General features: G+C 42.4%; 11 protein-coding genes and 1 pseudogene. 11 read left to right on the forward strand and 1 reads right to left on the reverse strand.

Translation table 11 applies throughout. The annotated features are described in order from the left end of the window. Positions 1 to 17 precede the first annotated feature (17 nt). From scpA to BN2628_RS04075, 7 genes and pseudogenes are all read left to right on the forward strand, one after another. Positions 18 to 2,159: a methylmalonyl-CoA mutase gene (gene scpA / locus BN2628_RS04045; RefSeq protein WP_021930743.1), complete on the forward strand. Its 2,142-nt coding sequence runs from the start codon at positions 18 to 20 to the stop codon at positions 2,157 to 2,159. After that, positions 2,149 to 2,511 (forward strand): N-6 DNA methylase, encoded by a 363-nt coding sequence (locus tag BN2628_RS04050; RefSeq protein WP_055096100.1) that lies wholly within the window; start codon positions 2,149 to 2,151, stop codon positions 2,509 to 2,511. The genes scpA and BN2628_RS04050 overlap by 11 nt, the downstream gene beginning before the upstream one ends. A 66-nt stretch (positions 2,512 to 2,577) precedes the next feature. Next, positions 2,578 to 3,354: pseudogene (gene rhuM, locus BN2628_RS04055) on the forward strand (RhuM family protein); the annotation flags it as partial. A gap of 1,156 nt (positions 3,355 to 4,510) precedes the next feature. Then, positions 4,511 to 6,760 carry a BACON domain-containing protein gene (locus tag BN2628_RS04060; protein ID WP_055096102.1) on the forward strand — a complete coding sequence of 750 codons (2,250 nt, stop codon included), beginning with the start codon at positions 4,511 to 4,513 and terminating at the stop codon, positions 6,758 to 6,760. A 369-nt stretch (positions 6,761 to 7,129) separates the two neighbouring features. Next, on the forward strand, positions 7,130 to 7,519 hold the full coding sequence (locus BN2628_RS17200; protein ID WP_154668394.1) for a hypothetical protein: 390 nt from the start codon (positions 7,130 to 7,132) through the stop codon (positions 7,517 to 7,519). A gap of 448 nt (positions 7,520 to 7,967) precedes the next feature. Then, positions 7,968 to 10,289 (forward strand): translocation and assembly module lipoprotein TamL, encoded by a 2,322-nt coding sequence (locus BN2628_RS04070; protein ID WP_055096106.1) that lies wholly within the window; start codon positions 7,968 to 7,970, stop codon positions 10,287 to 10,289. A 97-nt stretch (positions 10,290 to 10,386) separates the two neighbouring features. Further along, positions 10,387 to 11,304 (forward strand): hypothetical protein, encoded by a 918-nt coding sequence (locus BN2628_RS04075; protein ID WP_055096108.1) that lies wholly within the window; start codon positions 10,387 to 10,389, stop codon positions 11,302 to 11,304. A 453-nt stretch (positions 11,305 to 11,757) separates the two neighbouring features. Here BN2628_RS04075 and BN2628_RS04080 read toward each other — a convergent pair whose 3' ends face one another. Next, positions 11,758 to 12,567: a Fic family protein gene (locus tag BN2628_RS04080; RefSeq protein WP_055096110.1), complete on the reverse strand. Its 810-nt coding sequence runs from the start codon at positions 12,565 to 12,567 to the stop codon at positions 11,758 to 11,760. A 595-nt stretch (positions 12,568 to 13,162) separates the two neighbouring features. Here BN2628_RS04080 and BN2628_RS04085 point away from each other — a divergent pair. The 4 genes from BN2628_RS04085 to BN2628_RS04100 all read left to right on the forward strand — a co-directional run bounded on the left by BN2628_RS04085 (position 13,163) and on the right by BN2628_RS04100 (position 19,525). After that, a complete protein-coding gene (locus BN2628_RS04085) occupies positions 13,163 to 15,178 on the forward strand; it encodes a TonB-dependent receptor domain-containing protein (RefSeq protein WP_055096112.1) in 2,016 nt (671 codons plus the stop codon). Between the two features lie 39 nt (positions 15,179 to 15,217). Then, on the forward strand, positions 15,218 to 17,383 hold the full coding sequence (locus BN2628_RS04090) for a S46 family peptidase (protein WP_055096114.1): 2,166 nt from the start codon (positions 15,218 to 15,220) through the stop codon (positions 17,381 to 17,383). Positions 17,384 to 17,606: 223 nt separating this feature from the next. After that, complete coding sequence (locus BN2628_RS04095; RefSeq protein WP_055096116.1) at positions 17,607 to 18,419, forward strand: helix-turn-helix transcriptional regulator; 813 nt, start codon at positions 17,607 to 17,609, stop codon at positions 18,417 to 18,419. A gap of 512 nt (positions 18,420 to 18,931) precedes the next feature. Then, entirely contained in the window at positions 18,932 to 19,525 is a 594-nt protein-coding gene (locus BN2628_RS04100; RefSeq protein ID WP_055096309.1) for a sugar O-acetyltransferase, read from the forward strand. Positions 19,526 to 19,548: the final 23 nt, after the last annotated feature.

The following is a 19,548-nucleotide window of genomic DNA, read 5'->3' on the forward strand; positions in this document are numbered from 1 at the left end:
AAGAAAAGCACGAAGTTATGAGACCAAATTTTAAAAATATAAATATTACTTCTGATGCTTTCGCTGCCAAAGGTTGCACCGAAGCATCATGCCAGAGTCAAGAGACATGGATGACTCCTGAACTGATTCCCGTAAAACCGATTTATACCAAAGAAGACCTGGAGGGAATGGAGCACCTCAACTATGTAGCCGGTATCCCCCCGTTCCTTCGTGGCCCGTACAGCGGAATGTATGCCATGAGACCGTGGACGATACGCCAATATGCGGGATTCTCCACAGCTGAAGAATCGAATGCTTTCTATCGTCGTAACCTGGCTTCGGGGCAAAAGGGTCTGTCTGTCGCTTTCGACCTGGCTACTCACCGCGGATATGATGCCGACCATGAACGTGTTGTAGGAGATGTAGGTAAGGCGGGTGTATCTATATGCAGCCTTGAGGATATGAAAGTACTGTTCGAGGGTATACCTTTGAACAAGATGTCTGTCTCCATGACCATGAACGGTGCCGTATTGCCTATCATGGCCTTTTATATCAATGCCGGCCTGGAGCAGGGGGCCAAACTGGAAGAGATGGCCGGGACTATCCAGAATGACATTCTAAAGGAATTCATGGTGCGCAATACTTATATATATCCGCCTGAATTCTCGATGCGTATCATTGCGGATATCTTCGAATTCACTTCCCAGTTCATGCCCAAATTCAACTCTATATCCATATCGGGTTACCATATGCAGGAGGCCGGAGCTACCGCCGATATCGAGCTGGCCTATACATTGGCCGACGGGTTGGAATATCTCCGTGCAGGAGTGAATGCGGGTATGGACATCGATGCTTTCGCTCCGCGGCTGTCGTTCTTCTGGGCTATCGGCATGAACTATTTCATGGAGATTGCCAAGATGCGTGCTGCTCGTATGTTATGGGCAAAAATCGTAAAACAATTCAATCCGAAAAATCCGAAATCTCTGGCTCTGCGCACGCACTCCCAGACTTCGGGGTGGTCACTTACCGAACAAGACCCCTTCAATAATGTGGGTCGTACTTGTATAGAAGCCATGGGCGCTGCTCAGGGACATACACAATCATTGCATACGAATGCTCTCGACGAGGCTATCGCATTGCCTACGGACTTCTCGGCCCGTATTGCCCGTAATACTCAGATTTACATTCAGGAAGAGACGTATGTCACCAAAGAGGTAGACCCGTGGGCAGGTTCCTACTACGTAGAGTCACTGACCAACGAGCTGGCTCACAAAGCTTGGGAGCATATACAGGAAATAGAGAAGTTAGGCGGTATGGCCAAAGCTATCGAAACCGGACTGCCCAAGCTCCGTATCGAAGAGGCGGCAGCCCGTACACAAGCCCGTATCGACTCGGGAAAACAGACTATCGTGGGTGTAAACAAATATCGTCTTGCACATGAAGACCCGATAGATATTCTTGAGGTAGATAATACATCGGTGCGTAAACAGCAAATCGCCCGCTTGAACGACCTCAAGGCCCATCGGGATGAAGCGGCTGTAAAAGAGGCTCTGGCAGCTATCACCGAATGCGTGAAAACGAAAAAAGGCAACTTGCTCGACTTGGCGGTGAAAGCAGCCAAAGTACGGGCTACACTGGGTGAAATTTCTGAAGCTTGCGAAGTTGTCGTAGGCCGTTATAAAGCTATCATTAGAACTATATCAGGCGTGTATTCATCAGAAACTAAACGAGATGCGGACTTTATACGTGCTACCGAACTGGCCGAAAAGTTTGCGAAAAAAGAGGGTCGTCAACCCCGTATCATGATTGCTAAAATGGGTCAGGACGGACACGACCGCGGTGCAAAAGTGGTTGCAACGGGCTATGCCGATTGCGGTTTTGACGTCGATATGGGACCTTTGTTCCAGACGCCGGCTGAAGCTGCCCGTCAGGCTGTCGAAAACGACGTTCATGTCATGGGTGTTTCATCCTTGGCTGCCGGACACAAGACTCTGATACCTCAGGTCTTCGAAGAGTTGAAGAAACTCGGGCGTGAGGATATTATCGTCATTGCCGGCGGTGTGATTCCGGCCCAGGATTATGATTTCTTATATAAGGCTGGAGTGGCTGCTATTTTCGGTCCGGGAACATCGGTTGCCAAATCGGCATGCCAGATATTGGAAATCTTACTTGACGAATAAAAAGGTTTTCTCAAACAGTAATAGAAAAGGGGGCTATTCGACTTTTTGGATAGCCCTCCTGCATTCTTGCATTGAAGAAGAGCCACAAAAGGAAGATAACAATATCTCATTCATTGATACCTGCAAGGAGCTTGGAAAACAAAGACACAGAATCACCACCAGACAGAAGATTGTCGAAACTTACCGTGACCACGAGAAAATAGAAAAATTCAGTCACTTTACCACGCTGCAAAAAATCGCAGACAATAACTATAATTTGAATGTCCTTCGCTATATTGAGACGTTTGAGAAAGAAGAATCGATAGACATTAAGGCGGTTATGGTAGAATCAAGAAACCGAGAGCCAACATAACAAACTGGATAAAGAGATTGAGATGTATCTGAAAGAATTGGGAATAGCGGAATAATATGATTATAAATGGCGAAGCAATTTGAAATAAGAAATAGCACAGCTGAATTTCTGACCTTTATTATTGAAGGAAAAGAGGATGGCATACAAGTTGTGTATAAGAATGAAACCATATGGGCGACACAGAAAGCAATGGCAACATTGTTTGATGTAGGAGTTCCTGCAATCAGCAAGCACTTGAAAAATATCTTTGAAAGTGGGGAACTTGATAAAACAATGACTATTTCCAAAATGGAAACAGTCGTGAACAGAGGGTTTCGCGGAGAATCAAAAGAAGAAGTCGAGTTTTACAATCTCGATGCCATAATCTCCGTGGGTTATCGCGTCAATTCTGTCCGTGCAACCCAATTCAGGCAATGGTGTACTTACGTACTTCGCCAATTCGCTATTCGTGGATATGTCATAGATAAGAAACGAATGGAAAACGGCTCTTTCATTGGAGAAAACTATTTCGAACATTTGCTTGCCGAAATCAGGGAAATTCGGTTGAGCGAACGTCAATTCTATCAGAAACTCACTGACATATATATAACAAGTATTGACTATAACCTTAATGCACCTACAACTCGTACATTTTTCAAAAAAGTACAGAACAAGATGCACTACGCTGTTCACGGACATACTGCCGCTGAGTTAATTGTAGATAGGGCTAATGCGGAGCGTGAACACATGGGGCTAACCACGTGGGAAAAGGCTCCTCACGGAAAGATTGTGAAAATAGATGTTTCTATCGCAAAGAATTATTTGAAAGAAAACGAATTGGAAGCAATGAATATACAGACCAACTTATAATCACTCTCGTTCTAAAATATGGTATATTTGCTATTGTAATAGGCATCTATCAGATTTTATTGTTAGTGTTGTACTGTCTCGATAGTGAACAGTTTGAAAATAAATATGGTACATCGCCTAAATATGTCGATGATACAAATCTTTAAAAGGAATGATTTTGACAACAGATAAAACAAATTCGATCTGACTCCAACCGGAAGTTTTTTGGTAATCGACCAGTGTAGTAATATTCCTAAAGGAGAAACAATCATAAGCGGAACACGTTATTCAGATGGAAAACAAATAATATGTACAATAAAAATCGATACCGGGGAAATGACATGGCAGGAAAATAACAATCCGTTACCCATAACAGAACTTATTCCATTGAATTGACAATAATCTTATAAATTCAAGATAGAAGGGTCATCCGGCAATACAAAAAATAAAAGGGAATCCGTTACCTCCCCAAAAATCAATTAATTTTGTAAAAGAACTTTCTCAAACAGTAACAGAAAAGGGGGCTATTCGACTTTTTGGATAGCTCCCTTATTGTTTCCTTTCCGTTTAGGAATAAAAGGTATGAAATTATCCTCATCTCCAGATAGGAAAAGTATTATTGGCGTTAAGCAGCTGTACACAAACGTAACATATCCCTGCCCCCTCTCCGAAGATGGGGATTGCGGTTTCTTTTTCTTCCGAGACAGGGAGTATACATATGGAAAGGCTTTTGTCAAATAGCTTGTTATCACATCTTCATGCAAACAGAAAATATCCTTAAAAGATATTCTAAAAGCTGCCTTAAGAATAATTTAATCAGCCTCTACGTTTTTCCAAATAATATTTCTTAAAGTATAGATTAAAAAATGAAAAGCAGACCTTTGGGGCACTTTTACGTCTATCAAAAGTCATCCGACAATACATGACTTTTTTCGAAGAACCATTATTTTCGTCCAACTCGTAACGAAGATATTATCCCCCTCCTATCCGCCTTCAGAAAACAAAATATGCATTGAGGGTAATTGTAGAGCTAAAATAAATAATCTTTGTCTTAAATTGGACAAAATTCAGGCCGGAACCGGACAAATTTTATATATTTATATTATAGATATAGTGAAATTTTTGTACGACAAATATGTATATTTGCAGGCGTTATTAAAGGTAATGAGGCATGAAAAATATTTATTCTTTTTTTATTTGTTTTATTTTAATATTTTCGGTCGGTTGTGATGATGACAACAATGATAACGGCCTTCCACAAGATAAATCTATAACATTGTCTCAAGAGAGACTAAGCGTATTGTACTTAGAATCGACAGAGGAAATCGCATTGTCTGCAAATATAGACTGGGAAGTCAGCAACAGTTCAGACTGGATAGATGTCTCGCCTTTGTCGGGCAAAGCTTCCGATGAACAACAAATCTTAACGTTGAGTATCGCCCGTAATGATTCGTATGACAGCCGCAGCACGCAAATCGTAATCAAAAGCATTGATGGGCAAACGGCCGATACACTGACGATAGAACAATGGGGAATAACCGATTACGTCCCTGTGGACTGGTCAACGACGACCATCACCCATCTGGACCTAAAAGGCGGAAAAGTGGTACTGGACTTTGATGGGAAAATGCCTTCTTTTACCGACAACAAATCGGTCATCGTACTGCAAAATGATACCGGCTGTTTTATCCGAAAAATTCAGGGGCACACTGTCAATGGAAATACTGCAACGTTGCAAACCTCACAGGGCAATATGACCGATGTATTCATAGACCAGAGTCTCAAATTATCGACTGACCCGTCAACCCAATCAAGTCTGACCAATGGAAGACTCTTAACGGCAATACCGAACCGGAAGGATGTGTTACGCCCATCTAAAATCATACAACAAAATCCGGACGGGAGCTATCAGGTCATCTACGATGTAAACAATGCTGCGACAAAGAGCTCAATAAATATTCCATTTTTCAATTACAGCCAATCTTTTGCAGGAAAGACTTTGTGGAAAGGCCTCCAATGGGAGAAATGCCTGGTCAGCAGCGGACTGGGAGTCAACGTGTACATAAAATTCAACAGTACAGTGACAGGTGATGTGCCGGGTGCCGATGCTCCCAAAGGTGCAATGGAAGAATTTGAAATAACATTTGACGGGTCCATGGGTATGGATTTGTTATTGAAATATATCGCTGAAACAGGAATAAAGTATGATGAAGATCCTATCAAACTGCTACCATTGCCTAAAAGGGTTTTCTTTTTTACTCCTCCGATGACTCCTATACCTTTTTCTATAACTTTGGAGTCGGATATTATGATGGAATGTCTTATGGAAGCCAGCGCCAAAGTTGAAATGACGGCCGGTTTCCGATTCGAACCACAGGTATCCGTGGGCATGCGATACAGAACGGGTGATTCTAACTTTACACCGATACACACGTTCGACCCGAATTTCGAGGTTTATAAGCCTACGATAAGCGGAAATGCGGAATATTCAATCTACACTTCGGTATACCCTCATATAAAAGTGAAATTGTATGATTTCGTCGGTCCGATTATAGACCCTTGCTTTTATCTTGCGGATGATTTTAAAGGGGGATTTTCTCAGGAGCTATTCGGTACGGAGAGTACTTGCGGGTGGACAAACAGGCTCTATTCGGGTCTGAACTTGAATATGGGCCTTTCCTTGGGATTTGCCGGGTTGACATGGGATAAATATTTACCTACAAAATCCATAGGTGAAACCACTCTGGTAAAGTCTCCTTGTAAAATCGTGAAAACTTCACCTTCGGATGATGCGGAATATAACCTGAAAGATTTGAAAACGAATCCTCTGGTTGTCGCATTTAAAGTCACAGATGAGAAACTGGGACAGGAGGATGCTTGCTGGGCTGCCGTAGTAAAATTTGTACAGAGCGGTGGTAGCATAACTCGCCAATATGCTCTCTCAGATACTCAGGGCAGAGTCAACGTACAATGGGTTCCTGAAAAGAAAGGGGATAAACTTACCGCCATGATTTTAGACTCGGAAGGGAACACTATATCCCAGGTTACCTATACTCCCAAAATAAAAGTAGAAAAATCTATAATAGGTGAATGGCTGGCTATCAGGGATGAAGGGTATATAAAAGAAAACGGTATAGTCACAGATAAATGGGATGACGAGATAGCCGAGCAAAAAATGACTTATATATTCTATGATAACGGGGTATATCATTTTTATGACTCGAACTGGATAGATATGGGGAAATCACCGGAAAATGGTACATATACGTACGATGAAACTACGGGTAAGTATACGGAAATCGACTCGGACAGCGGAGAATTGAGCGTCTATACCATTACCCTGACAGATGATGATCATATGATTCTGGAATATAAAGATAGTAGCAGTTATGAAAAAATCACATTCAGAAGGCAGTCTTAAATCATCTATCCAATAACAACAGAATCCGAGGATGTCTAAAAAGGCTCCAGTATGGGTTATTCAAGTTTTTACCAACCAGAACCAAGATATGGAAACCGTATCGCACAAATTGGAAGATATGGTAAAGATTGTCTGCACTGCAATCATTTAGTTATCCATGTATCTACATATTGTTTCTGAAAAACAATAATCACAAGGGAAGCTGCAAGACTTCCCTATTTTAGTGAAATGCTATGGTTGGAGAACCTCTACCACCTTTCGGGGATTCAGCGACAAGCAGAAGAAGTAGTCAGACCTCCCCGAAAAAGTCCGGTTAGCTACCGGACATCATCCTATTAAAATGTACGGGCACAATACCTTAAAAACGGCATGAAACTCAGACTTAATGTATTCCTAATTGATTATGTATGGTATATCGGAGAGCGGTTTTACCGGCAAGAGAAAAGTCCGGGTGATGGGAACATGCTGATTGCCATGTGCTGGTATTGCACTTTTTTTCTTCCCTTATCATCTGTTATAAACAGATTGAAAATACCTGCTGTAATACAAATAGCAGGAACTGTTTTTCTTCTTATCATTCCATTTATATTTTGTCGCATCAGATATAATCCAAAGCGCAAAGAGTCGATAAGATTACGATACAAAAACAAAAGGAATTGGGGACGTCGCTTGCTTGTGGTATGGGGTTTCTTCATCATGATAGTTGCTATGGAATGTATTGTTCTGATTAAAACTGGATTATGGCATATTGGGACATAAAGCCCAATGGCTCTCATCTTGTGGAATGGACAAGGGACGGCAAACCGGATGTAACCCCAATATACCGACGGGGAGAAATCGGGTGTATCAGAAACAATTAACGCTACCGATGACATAATCCGCAAAGGGGACGAATGATTTTCTTTTATTCTGTAAAACTGTTGCTGATAATTCGGACTTTCGGAGGGCATAATATGTTTGCAAATGAAAGAGTTATTTGACAATATAGTGCCGTAAATAACTGAAATTCAAATAATTGATAAATTATCACTGTTGTCTCTCGAATAAACCGCTAAAAGTTTATTCCTCAATCGGTTGTGTCACACCGATAAAAATATAAAATACAAAAATTAACGACGTTCTTCATCCGCATTCTTGTAAATCAGCTATTAATTGAGTACGTTTGCATGTCAGAATAAAAAGTTACGGCACATGATGGTGCTCGGGTATGAGATTATCTGGGAAAAAATATAATTATATACTAATATGTCTCGTTGTTACTGTATTGGCTTCATGCAGCACGACCCGTCATGTGGGTCCCAATCAATATTTGCTAAACCGGGTAAGCGTGACGACGGACAACAGTGCTGTCAAAGCCGGAGAACTCAAGCCTTATATAAAACAGGAGCCCAACCATAAGACTTTCGGTATCATAGGACTCCCGTTGTTTTTTTATAACTTGTCAGGCCAGGATACAAGCAAATGGTTCAACCGCTGGTTACGGAAAATAGGTACTCCACCCGTTATCTACGACAGTACTCTGACGATAAAATCCCAAAATGAAATAAGGAAGGCCCTGAACAACAAAGGATATATCAATGCCGTAGTAAATGTGGATACTATCGCTCATAAAAAGAAAATGAAGGTGCGTTATAAAGTAACGACCAATAAGCCTTATCACATTGAAAGCATGTCTTATAACATACCGAATGCCGATATCGAAAAAATCATCATGAAAGATACGGCTTCTTTGTTATTGAAACCGGGCATACTATTCGACCGAAACGTCCTGGAGGAGGAACGGCAACGCATTTCCAATCTGCTGAGAAACAACGGTTACTATGCGTTCAATAAAGAATACATTACTTACACGGCCGATACTTCTTTAAGGAACAACGGCGTGGAACTGGAATTGAACTTGATGCCGATACCGGTAGAAAATAAAAATAATGAACTGATTTACCGCAAACACGATATATACCTTATCAATGATGTCTATTTCGTAACGAACTATAACCCGATGAGTCTGGAACAGGACAAACGTTTCAATGTAAAGGATACGGTGGAATACAAGGGTTATTATATATTGTACGGGGACAAACAGTATTTGAAAAAAGAGGTTCTCATCAATAACTGTTTTTTACAACCGGGGGCTCTCTTCAACAACCGGGATGTAGACCGTACTTATGCGGCCTTCGGACGGCTAAAGATATTGAAATATGTAAATATCCGATTTGTTCCGGTGAAGATTGGAGAGCAGGACATGCTCAACTGCTATATACTGCTGACCGAAGGTAAAGGACAAACTATATCGGTCGATGTGGAGGGAACAAACTCCGCGGGTGACTTGGGTTTTGCTTTGGGGCTTACTCACCAGCACCGCAACATCTTCAGAGGGGCGCAGACTCTCACGACCAAATTCAGGGCGGCATACGAGAGTATGTCGGGCAACCTGAGCGGAATCATCAATGACAACTATACCGAACTCGGTGGCGAAATGGGTATCACTTTGCCTGAATTCCTGTTTCCATTTATCCAGTCGTCGGTACGTAAGAGGTTACGTGCTACGACAGAATTCGCCGTAAATATCAATTATCAGCGTCGGCCGGAATATACCCGGGTCATCGCTGGTGGCGGATGGAACTACAAGTGGTACACTCACCAAAACATTTACCGGCATCACCTCGATTTGGTAGATATCAGTTATATATACCTGCCTAAGACATCGAACGATTTTTTGAATAATCTGCCATCGGATAATCCTCTGTTGAGAAACAGCTATGAGAACCACTTTATCATGCGCTCGTCATATGTATTTTACCGTTCCAACCTGAATCCTGTCGTAAAGAGCAACCACAACATTTATACGTTGCGCGTTGCTGGGGAGATTGCCGGTAATGTGCTCTATGGTATATCCAAACTTACTAAAATGAAACAGGGTGAGTACGGAGAGTATTCGATACTGGGTATCCGTTATGCCCAGTATGCCAAATTCGATATGGACTATGCTTATACATTTGTGTTCAATGAGCGTAATTCTCTGGCGCTGCATGCCGGTGCAGGTATAGAGATACCGTATGGAAACTCCGAAATACTGCCTTTCGAGAAACGTTATTTTTCCGGTGGGGCCAACAGCGTGAGAGGATGGTCGGTGCGGACTCTCGGCCCAGGCCGCTATAAAGGGATAAACCAGACCATCGATTTTATGAACCAATGTGGTGATATACGGCTCGACCTCAATGCCGAATATCGAAGCAAGCTTATCTGGAAACTCGAAATGGCAGCTTTTATCGATGCCGGAAATATATGGACGATAAAAAACTACGAGAGCCAGCCGGGAGGCCAGTTCAAGATAAACTCGTTTTACAAAGAAATAGCCCTGGCATACGGCTTGGGGATACGATTTGACTTCAATTACTTCCTGCTCCGTTTCGACTTGGGTATGAAGGCTTTCGACCCGGGCATGCCTGACAGCAAACAATGGGTGCTCATCAAGCCCCGTTTCAGCCGTGACGCGACGTTCCATTTTGCCGTAGGTTATCCTTTCTAAGCGGTATTTTAGTGGTACATTTTTTCAATTATCTTTTGTTTCCTGTAAACATTCATGACCGAACGTTTGTTGGTATGTAAACGGAATCTCAATTGATATGAAATATTTACCTTTATTGCTCCTGTTTGCCTTACCATGTACGGGACAGAATCCCATAGCGGATACAGATACGGAACCGGCTACCGAATCGGCATCGGGGTTATACGGTCCTGTGGCTGCCGTACATACCACTTTCTTATTTTCCGCTCCTCAAAAGCGTGATGCATCGGCACAAGAGAGTTATATTACAGTCGTAAAATATGGACGTGACGGCCAACGAATCGGGAAAAAAATGTACAGTCGGGACAGCACCCTCATCGGTTCGGTCACTTTCCAATTTTCGCCCAGCCATCGATTGGCCGAAACCGATTACTTGGATATGTATGGCAATCTGGTTACACGAGTGGTTTATTATTATAATAAAGCCGGACAAAAGACATCGGCTGTCGTATATCGGGGAGCATTTTACCCTAAAGAGCAAATATATTACAGTTATAATGCAAAGGGCGAAGTTTCGGATATCGTCAAGAACAACTCTTTCAGTATACCGGTGGAAAAGGAAAAGCTTTTCTATAATTGTCAGGGACAAGATTCGGTAAAAATATTCTATGACGGGCGCAATCGTCTGAAATCGTTCGTACGGTTCCAGTATTACCCGAACGGCCAACCTATGGGATATGACCAGGCAGGGCCTACCGGTGAAATAAACAAAAGATACCGTATTACTTATCGTCCGGACGGAAGTATACTCTCATCCGAAATGAGGGAATATTATCCGGGGTATACTGTCTTTACCCGTACGGAATATGATGCGTGGGAAAATCCGGTGAAGGAAACCCAGATACTGCCTGGAGGTTCTACGCAAACGACTGTAATGAAATACCGTTACGACAAGCATAACAACTGGATATTTAAAAGTATCGATACCGACAGTATCCCTACGGCATCGGCACAAAGGGAAATCAGCTATTACTAATTTTGAACAAGTTCTTCCTGAATCAACCCTCTACGCACTCTTGATTTCCGAATCAATGTGCCTATTTTATTAATTTCAATATCCATAAAGACCTCCTTCAATACAAAAACAACCAATAGTTTCCAATTTAGGAAACTTTGTAATGATAATTTCACTATCCACATCCCATTAGAGCCTGCTCAAATTTTCCGATAAAAGCAATAATATGTCAGAATTACTTGGTAGCATCTCGCCCACACTTGTTTAAGCCACATATCTCACTGTAACATATCTTTTAATCCTCTCTGCAAAGGAGAAAATGTAATTTCGGTGTCCTCTCCCAGAAGGGAGATAAAACAAGAAACTATCTTTAATTATATATTAAGAAGTTACATTAAGAATATCTATAATTCTCTCGTTCTCATCATAGGCATAATGATATTCGGCCTTACTCATATCACAATCTTTTTATCTTTAAAACATAAAGTTGAGTCCTTTTTTCTGAGAAGCCTCGAATCGCTCTATTTCCAAAGCAAGCGATTTTTTCAGTTGTTTTGCCATGAAGTCCAAGAATGGCCGATTGGTTTCTTCTTCCTGAGACTGCCGTAAGGAAAGGATATACTCTTCCCGGTCTTCCTTGAATATTTTCGCAGGAAAAAGATGATAGCAGAACTGGATATAATTCATCAACAAACGGGCTGTCCTGCCATTACCATCCACCCACGGATGGATAGTTACCAAATTGAGGTGTGCATTGAAGCTTAATTCGTACTGTTCCCGAAATGTTACTGCCAACTTTTGTTGGCCCTGCAAAATGGTACACAGTTCTTCTACTTTGGCGGGCACTTTCTGATAACTTATATAGGAACGTCCACCGATACCGGCCGTAACACCGCACAAACGATATTCTCCCCTGGAAGAATCGAAGGAACCAGCCATTACACTATGCACATTTCCCGTGGTACACATTAAGGTTGCATTCAAACCTTGCAAAAATACCGGAGTGACCGATACATTGTGTTGTGCATCTTTCTTGGCAAGTTCGTATGCCTTTTTCAAATCTTCATTCATCAGATGATGAACTAACGGTTTTCCTTTGGCAGTCACTCCTTCATCAAACAGCAATTGGTTATCTATTTCGGTAAGTGTAGAACCTTCGATAGCTGTGGAGTGGGTAATGAGCGAATAGAGGTAATACTTTTCATAGTCTACCGCTTCACTAATACCCAATTTTTGAAACTTTCGGTATAGTTGTTCTATTTCCTGCCAAATATCTGTTTCCATTATCAAACCATATTGCTTTCTCAAAAATACGCTGATTTTGTATTCTTGCAAAGCAAAATGAAATGTTTTTGAACTCAGAACTATTTATTTTAGAATGATCGAAAATTATTTGAAAACTTTTCTTTAAAAAAGTAAAACCAAACATATAATAATCAAGTATTTGTTTCTTATTTCGCATACAGTCCCAGTCCTGTCTTTCTCAACAAAGCATCTGTTGTCAGGTTCTCAATGAGAATGCCGGAACCTCTTTCCTCTGATTTATTTCCGTCCAAGTCATAGTAACGGATATATTCCTTGGAGGTTATTTAAACTCTCCGATAAAAGCAATAATATGTCAGGATTACTTGGCAGCATCTCGCCCACACTTGTTTAAGCCACATATCTCACTGTAACATATCTTTTAATCCTCTCTGCAAAGGAGAAAATGTAATTTCGGTGTCCTCTCCCAGAAGGGAGATAAAACAAGAAACTGCCTCTAAAGAAATTTCTAAACAGACCTAAGCAAAATTTAAACCGGCTCTTTGCGCTTACTTGCCTATACTTTCATTTTTTCTTCCTATCTTTGCACGTTTTGAAATCAAAAGATAATTTTTGAATGGCTCGAAAACTCTTATCAGCTTTTTTTATTACGGTATTGTTTTTCTCTGCTGAGTTATATGCCAACGATTCTATATATATACAAAAGAATATCCGGGAAATAGAGGTTACCGGAAAAGGTACAGGGACAAAGTGCATCATCCCGTCTGACGTACTCATTGCTCCCAACCAGAGTGTGCTCAATAATATCCTTGAGCTGATTCCTTCTTTCGAAACTGACCTTGAGGGTAATGTACGGTTACGGGGCTCAGACAAAATGACGATTCTCATCAACGGTAAACCGACTGCTTTGCTGGGCGACTACCGGAGCGAGGTGCTCATACAATATCCGGCTTCAGCCATAGAAAGGATAGAGGTAAATTATATTCCGGATGCGACCCGGCTCTCTGACGGAAGTGCGGGTATCATAGACATTATACTCAAACAAAGTTATAATGGCAAAATGTCGGGTTCAGTGCATGCCGATGTTGCCAATAACGACCGGTACAGTGCCGGTGGTACGTGGGGGGCTTCTCTCGGCAAGGTATCGGTGAACGTTAATGCGGCTTACAAGAAAGAAATGCGCCAACGGGCTTTTAAAAGGTATGACAGGGACGGTAATTTGTTGCTGGATAATACGGCCAAGGCCAGACCTCAAACTGTAACGGGCCATATCGGTGTAAATTACAGCATCAATTCTGCAAACCGCCTGGGTGGCGAGGCTTCGTATTTCTATCTGAACTTTGACCGTATAGGGAATATCATCAATCCGAAAGCTCAAGTAAGACGGGATAACGAACAGTCTCAAAAGGACGGTAGCGGATCTTTATTCTACGAGCATACTTTTTCTCTAAAAGGACGAATCAGAATTGAGGGTACGTACCGTAAATCAGTATATCGGGAGGACAATCAGAATACCCGAATTTCTACTAACCCCCATGCTTTGATGTTCACTCATATCATAGACCAATCGGTCGATGAATATGATGCCAACTTGTCTTACCTGCAACGGTTGGCAGACGGGCAGGTACTGAAAGCCGGATATAACGGCCGCTGGCAGAGTGCTGATAATGAATATAACAAGGACAATCGCCTCCCCCGCCCCTCCATATTGGCTTACAACACGGATTTTTGCCAAAATATACAGTCTCTATATGCGCAATATGAAATAAACCGCGCTGACTGGGAAGCACGTGCAGGCCTACGAGGAGAGTATTATCATCGTCATCTGTCGCTATCAGAGGCGGAAAACAAGTCCCGGACTGACTGGTATCTGTTGCCATTTGCGTCTCTTTCTTATCGCATCAACGGCAGCAACAGCGTCTCTATCGACTACGGAAGACGTGTCAACAGGCCTGTGTTTTCCCAACTGAATCCTACTCCTATTCCTTCGGCTGAGGATGAGACATATAATGTGGTCGGAAATCCTGATGTAAAACCTGAATTTATCGATAATTTATCTCTTTCGTATGAGTTCAGGCATCCGATTATCAGTATTGTACCTTCACTTTACTACCGTCACCGGGACAATGGCATCGCCGAAATCATACAGGAGAATGCCGACTCCAAAACGATAGGTATTGTAAATATATTCGATACGAATACGACCGGGCTCGACCTTTCGCTACGTATATCTCCTCTGTCATGGCTCAACTTGAATATAGCGGGGAATGTGTATCATGACGAAATACAGGCGGACAAACGGGGCGGGATAAAAAAGGATTGGGCTCAGAGTGTACGTGGTACTGCCGATATAAAATTGTCTCCCAATACGCTTCTGCAATGCACCGGATTATGGTACTCCGACATTATGACTGTACAGGGTTGTATCAAATCGCACTACCGCATAGATACGGGTATCACCCAACAGGTATTCGCCCGCCGGGGAGAGGTAAGCCTATCCGTTACCGACTGGCTCAACTCGGCTCGGGAAACGATTGTCATAGATACTCCTGACCTGTATCAGAAAAATGTCAAAACCAGAGATTCCCGTATTGTGAGGTTGGGTTTTGCTTGGAATTTTCACTCTAAATAGAACAATGGAATATTATAAACAACTTAAACCAAATAGCTTATGAAACAAAAGAAATGGATTGCGAGTTTAGCTTTGGCTATTGTTTTCGCTCCGGCAAAGGCTGATGAAGGAATGTGGCTGTTGCCTTTCTTGAAACAGCAGAACACTGAAACTTTGAAAGAGTTGGGATTGAAACTTGATGTAGACGACATCTACAGTCCGGATACAACATCCTTGAAAGATGCGGTCGTTATTTTCGGCGGAGGGTGTACCGGTGAGATTATTTCTCCGGAGGGGCTCCTGCTTACTAACCACCATTGCGGATACAGCTCGATACAGCAGCATAGCACCGTAGAGCACAATTATTTGCAGGATGGTTTCTGGGCCATGAACCGCGATGAGGAGCTTCCTACTCCGGGATTGCAGGTACGCTTTATCGACAAGATAGAAGAAGTTACTGATTTTGTGAAAGCCGAACTTTCCGATGATGTGGAAAAGGATGCGATGAAAGCATTTAAAGCGAGTGTACTGGACAGCCTCGCCAAAAAGAAAATAGGACAAGAGTATCTTGAGGAACATCCTTGGGTAGAGGTTTCGATAAAACCGTTTTATGGAGGTAACCGGTACTTCATGTTCACCATGAATGTATATGATGATGTTCGTATGGTAGGTGCTCCTCCTTCGTCTATCGGAAAATTCGGTGCTGATACCGATAACTGGATGTGGCCCCGCCATACCGGAGACTTCTCGCTATTCAGAGTATACACCGATAAAAACGGTAATCCGGCCAAATATTCTCCAGAGAATATACCGTTGAAGCCCAAGCGTTACTTCAATATCTCGCTGAAGGGTATCGACAAGGGCGACTATGCCATGATTATGGGCTTCCCCGGAACGACCAACCGTTATTATACTTCTTGGGAGGTAAAGCAACGCCGTGACATCGAGAATGCCATCCGCATAAAAATGAGGGGTGTAAGGCAGGAGGTATTGCTGGCCGAAATGCTGGCCGACCCTAAGGTACAGATACAGTATGCCAGCAAATATGCCAGCTCAAGCAACTACTGGAAAAATGCTATCGGCATGAACCGGGGTATCGACAAGTTGGATGTCATCGGACAGAAAGAAAAGAGAGAGGCCGATTTCAGAGCTTGGGCTGAAAAAAACAATCATCCGGAATATGTCGAGGCTTTGGAAAAGATAAAGAATGCCGTAGAAGCTCAAAATGGTATCTTGTCTCAATATTATCTTCTCAGTGAAGGTTTGCTGCGGGGTGTGGAATTTTCGCGAGTACCGACTTCTTTGGGCAAGCTCAAGGAGGCCTTGGAACAAAAAAATCAGGATATTGTAAAACAGGAGCTGGAACAGTTGCAGAAGGCTTACAAGACGTTTGCCAACCAGGATTATAACCGGACAGTCGACAATCGTGTATCGAAAGCCATGCTTAAAGCTTATATGAAAGAGGTAAAACCGGAGGACCGTCCTGATATATTCGAACTGATAGAAAAGAAATATAAGGGGAATGTAGACAAATTTGTTGACGATGCTTTTGCCAAATCTATCTACGGAAGTGATGCCAACTTTGAAAAGTTTGTCAAAAAACCATCGGTCAAAGCTATTGATAATGACTTGATGATCCGTTTTGCCTCTTCTGTAAGTAAAAAACAAAGGGAACTGCTGAAAGACAGGAAGTCTTATAACCAAGATTTCACTTTGGCTAATGAAACTTATATCAAAGGTCTGCTCGAAATGCAAAAGGGACAGCCGACTTATCCGGATGCCAATTTTACGATACGTATGACATACGGGCAGGTATTGCCCTACTCTCCTGCCGACGGTGTGGAATATAATTATTTCACGACTTTGAAAGGTGTTATGGAAAAGGAAGATCCCGATAACTGGGAGTTCGTCGTACCGGCTAAACTGAAAGAGCTTTACGAGAAGAAGGATTTCGGTGAATATGCAATGAAAAACGGGGAGGTGCCTACCTGCTTCCTTTCGAATAACGATATTACGGGCGGCAACTCGGGCAGCCCGGTCATCAATGCCAACGGAGAACTGATAGGTGCGGCTTTTGACGGCAATTGGGAGGCCATGAGCGGTGATATTGTCTTTGAAAAAGACTTGCAACGTACTATCAGTGTAGATATACGTTATATTCTCTTTATCATCGATAAGTATGCCGGTGCCCGCCACTTGATAGATGAAATGACGATTATCAAATAATTGTCTGAGGGACAAGAAAACAAAAAAGCCGCTGCAAGTAACTGTGCAGCGGCTTTTTTGTTTGGAACAGCCCGTCCGATTTTTATTTTCCAGATATCCAGTAGCGTTTATCATCATGTACCGGTCTTACGAAAGTTTTCGTTTCCGGCATAAAAATTGAGCTTTACAACAAACATTTTGTAGAAAAAACCTGCTATGTTTGTAAAAATAAAAGCCTGATAATATGGAACAATTAGATGTCTTCGATTGCTCAAATGTATTTATCGCGAGTTATTTTACGGATGACCGGGGATGTGCTCACGAGAACCGGGAACATACGCTTATCTATTTGTGTTCCGGGAAACTAGAAATTGAAGAGCGCGGAAAGAAAACTGTCTTGAAACCGGGAGATTGTGCCTTTATGCGACGGGATAACCGGATGTGGCTACAGAAAAAAGTAGAGGACGGTAGGCCGTATCGTTCTGTCGTACTGAAATTTTCGAAAGCCTTCTTGAAAGAATTTTATCAGACTCTCAACCGACAGGAACTCCCGACCAATTCCAAACGTGAGAGGGCAAGCCTGCGTATACTACCGGACAACAGACCTGACATACGGTCATTGTTCGAGTCGGTCATTCCTTATTTCGATGCCGGGAAAAAGCCTTCGGAAGAGGTACTGAGGCTGAAAATGATTGAGGGCATCTATGTACTGCTCCATACAGACAAGGCTCTCTATGCTTCGCTGTTCGATTTTGTGGAACCATGGAAAATCGATATTCTCGATTATCTGAACGAAAACTATATGTGCGACTTATCAATGGACGAAATTGCAAGTTATACGGGGCGTAGCCTGGCCACCTTCAAACGGGATTTCGCCAAAGTAAGTAACTTGACACCGCAGAAATGGATTATCAAACGTCGCCTCGAAGCTGCACACGACCTGATAAAGTCGGGTAAGAAAAAAGTGACGGAGGCTTGTTTCGATGTGGGATTCAAAAATCTTTCGCACTTCTCTAAAGTATATAAAGAGGCTTACGGAGTCGCTCCCTCACAATAATATAGATTTCAGGGATAAAAAGGGAGGGGCCTGTACCAACAAATATCCAGAGCCCGTCACATGCGATTTGTAGTGCTTAGCCAAGGTGGAGTTATTATGTTTCGGAGGGGTATGTGTTATCAATGATACGTATCTTATTTTTTATCTCCTTTCCAGAGAGGATACCGCTACTCCTAATCTCCTTGTCCTCCAATGAAGAACTGTATCCCAACTTCCCCCCCCCTCTCGGAGACGAAAAGAGCAACCTTCCTCTCCGAAAAAGGGAGATAAAATAAAAACGTCTTGCGCAATTCAGACTATTTGTCGAAATAAAAAAACGAATGTTTTCCCCTGTCCCGATACGGGCTTCAAGCGACTGCTCTTTTCCTCCTCCCCCCAATATACAAAAAAATGCAGCAATCTCCGCTATGTCCGGTCAAATGAACTCCAGAGCAAACAAAATTGAGCTTCATAACAAAGTGGTCGAAAGGCTCTATTTATACCTTTGTATCACAGCATTAAAGGGAATTACTATGAATAATATTTTTGAAAGAGACCTGAAGGGTGAGATGGTTTCACCGTCAGATACAGGATACGATGAGTTGATAAACAGTATCTGGAAGACGATGAAAACAGCGGCCGAACTCAATGACGGTTACCACACGCCGACTGAAGTCCGCCGAATATTGGGAGAGATTATCGGGCAAAAAGTGGATGAATCGGTTACTTTACTGCCTCCATTCTACGTAGACTATGGCAAGCACATCAAAATAGGCAAAGGTTGTTTTATACAACAGTGTTGCACATTTTTCGGGCGTGGTGGCATCACACTCGGTGAAAATGTTCTGGTCGGTCCGAAAGTAAACATCATCACCATTAACCATGATCCCGACCCGGAAAACCGCAGTGCTACTTACGGCCGTCCCATTGTTATCGAAGACAAAGTCTGGATCGGTATCAATGCTACGATTCTTCCCGGTGTCAAAATCGGATATGGGGCCATCATCGGAGCCAACAGCGTGGTGACAAAGGATGTACCTCCCATGACTGTCGTTGCGGGTAACCCGGCAAGAATAATCAAAAAATTACCTTATCAATCCGGAAACAGTGAAACTTGTTCCGATTGATGAAGTAAAAAATAGTTGCACGA

It is taken from the genome of Gabonia massiliensis (genome assembly GCF_001403595.1).
GTDB classification, from domain to species: domain Bacteria; phylum Bacteroidota; class Bacteroidia; order Bacteroidales; family Coprobacteraceae; genus Coprobacter; species Coprobacter secundus.

What these genes read in the sequence shown, in the direction of transcription:
- scpA (WP_021930743.1), top strand. Translation starts at nt 18, where the DNA reads ATGAGACCAAATTTTAAAAATATAAATATTACTTCTGATGCTTTCGCT.
- BN2628_RS04060 (WP_055096102.1), top strand. Translation starts at nt 4,511, where the DNA reads ATGAAAAATATTTATTCTTTTTTTATTTGTTTTATTTTAATATTTTCG.
- BN2628_RS17200 (WP_154668394.1), top strand. Translation starts at nt 7,130, where the DNA reads ATGAAACTCAGACTTAATGTATTCCTAATTGATTATGTATGGTATATC.
- BN2628_RS04070 (WP_055096106.1), top strand. Translation starts at nt 7,968, where the DNA reads ATGAGATTATCTGGGAAAAAATATAATTATATACTAATATGTCTCGTT.
- BN2628_RS04075 (WP_055096108.1), top strand. Translation starts at nt 10,387, where the DNA reads ATGAAATATTTACCTTTATTGCTCCTGTTTGCCTTACCATGTACGGGA.
- BN2628_RS04080 (WP_055096110.1), bottom strand. Translation starts at nt 12,567, where the DNA reads ATGGAAACAGATATTTGGCAGGAAATAGAACAACTATACCGAAAGTTT.
- BN2628_RS04085 (WP_055096112.1), top strand. Translation starts at nt 13,163, where the DNA reads ATGGCTCGAAAACTCTTATCAGCTTTTTTTATTACGGTATTGTTTTTC.
- BN2628_RS04090 (WP_055096114.1), top strand. Translation starts at nt 15,218, where the DNA reads ATGAAACAAAAGAAATGGATTGCGAGTTTAGCTTTGGCTATTGTTTTC.
- BN2628_RS04095 (WP_055096116.1), top strand. Translation starts at nt 17,607, where the DNA reads ATGGAACAATTAGATGTCTTCGATTGCTCAAATGTATTTATCGCGAGT.
- BN2628_RS04100 (WP_055096309.1), top strand. Translation starts at nt 18,932, where the DNA reads ATGAATAATATTTTTGAAAGAGACCTGAAGGGTGAGATGGTTTCACCG.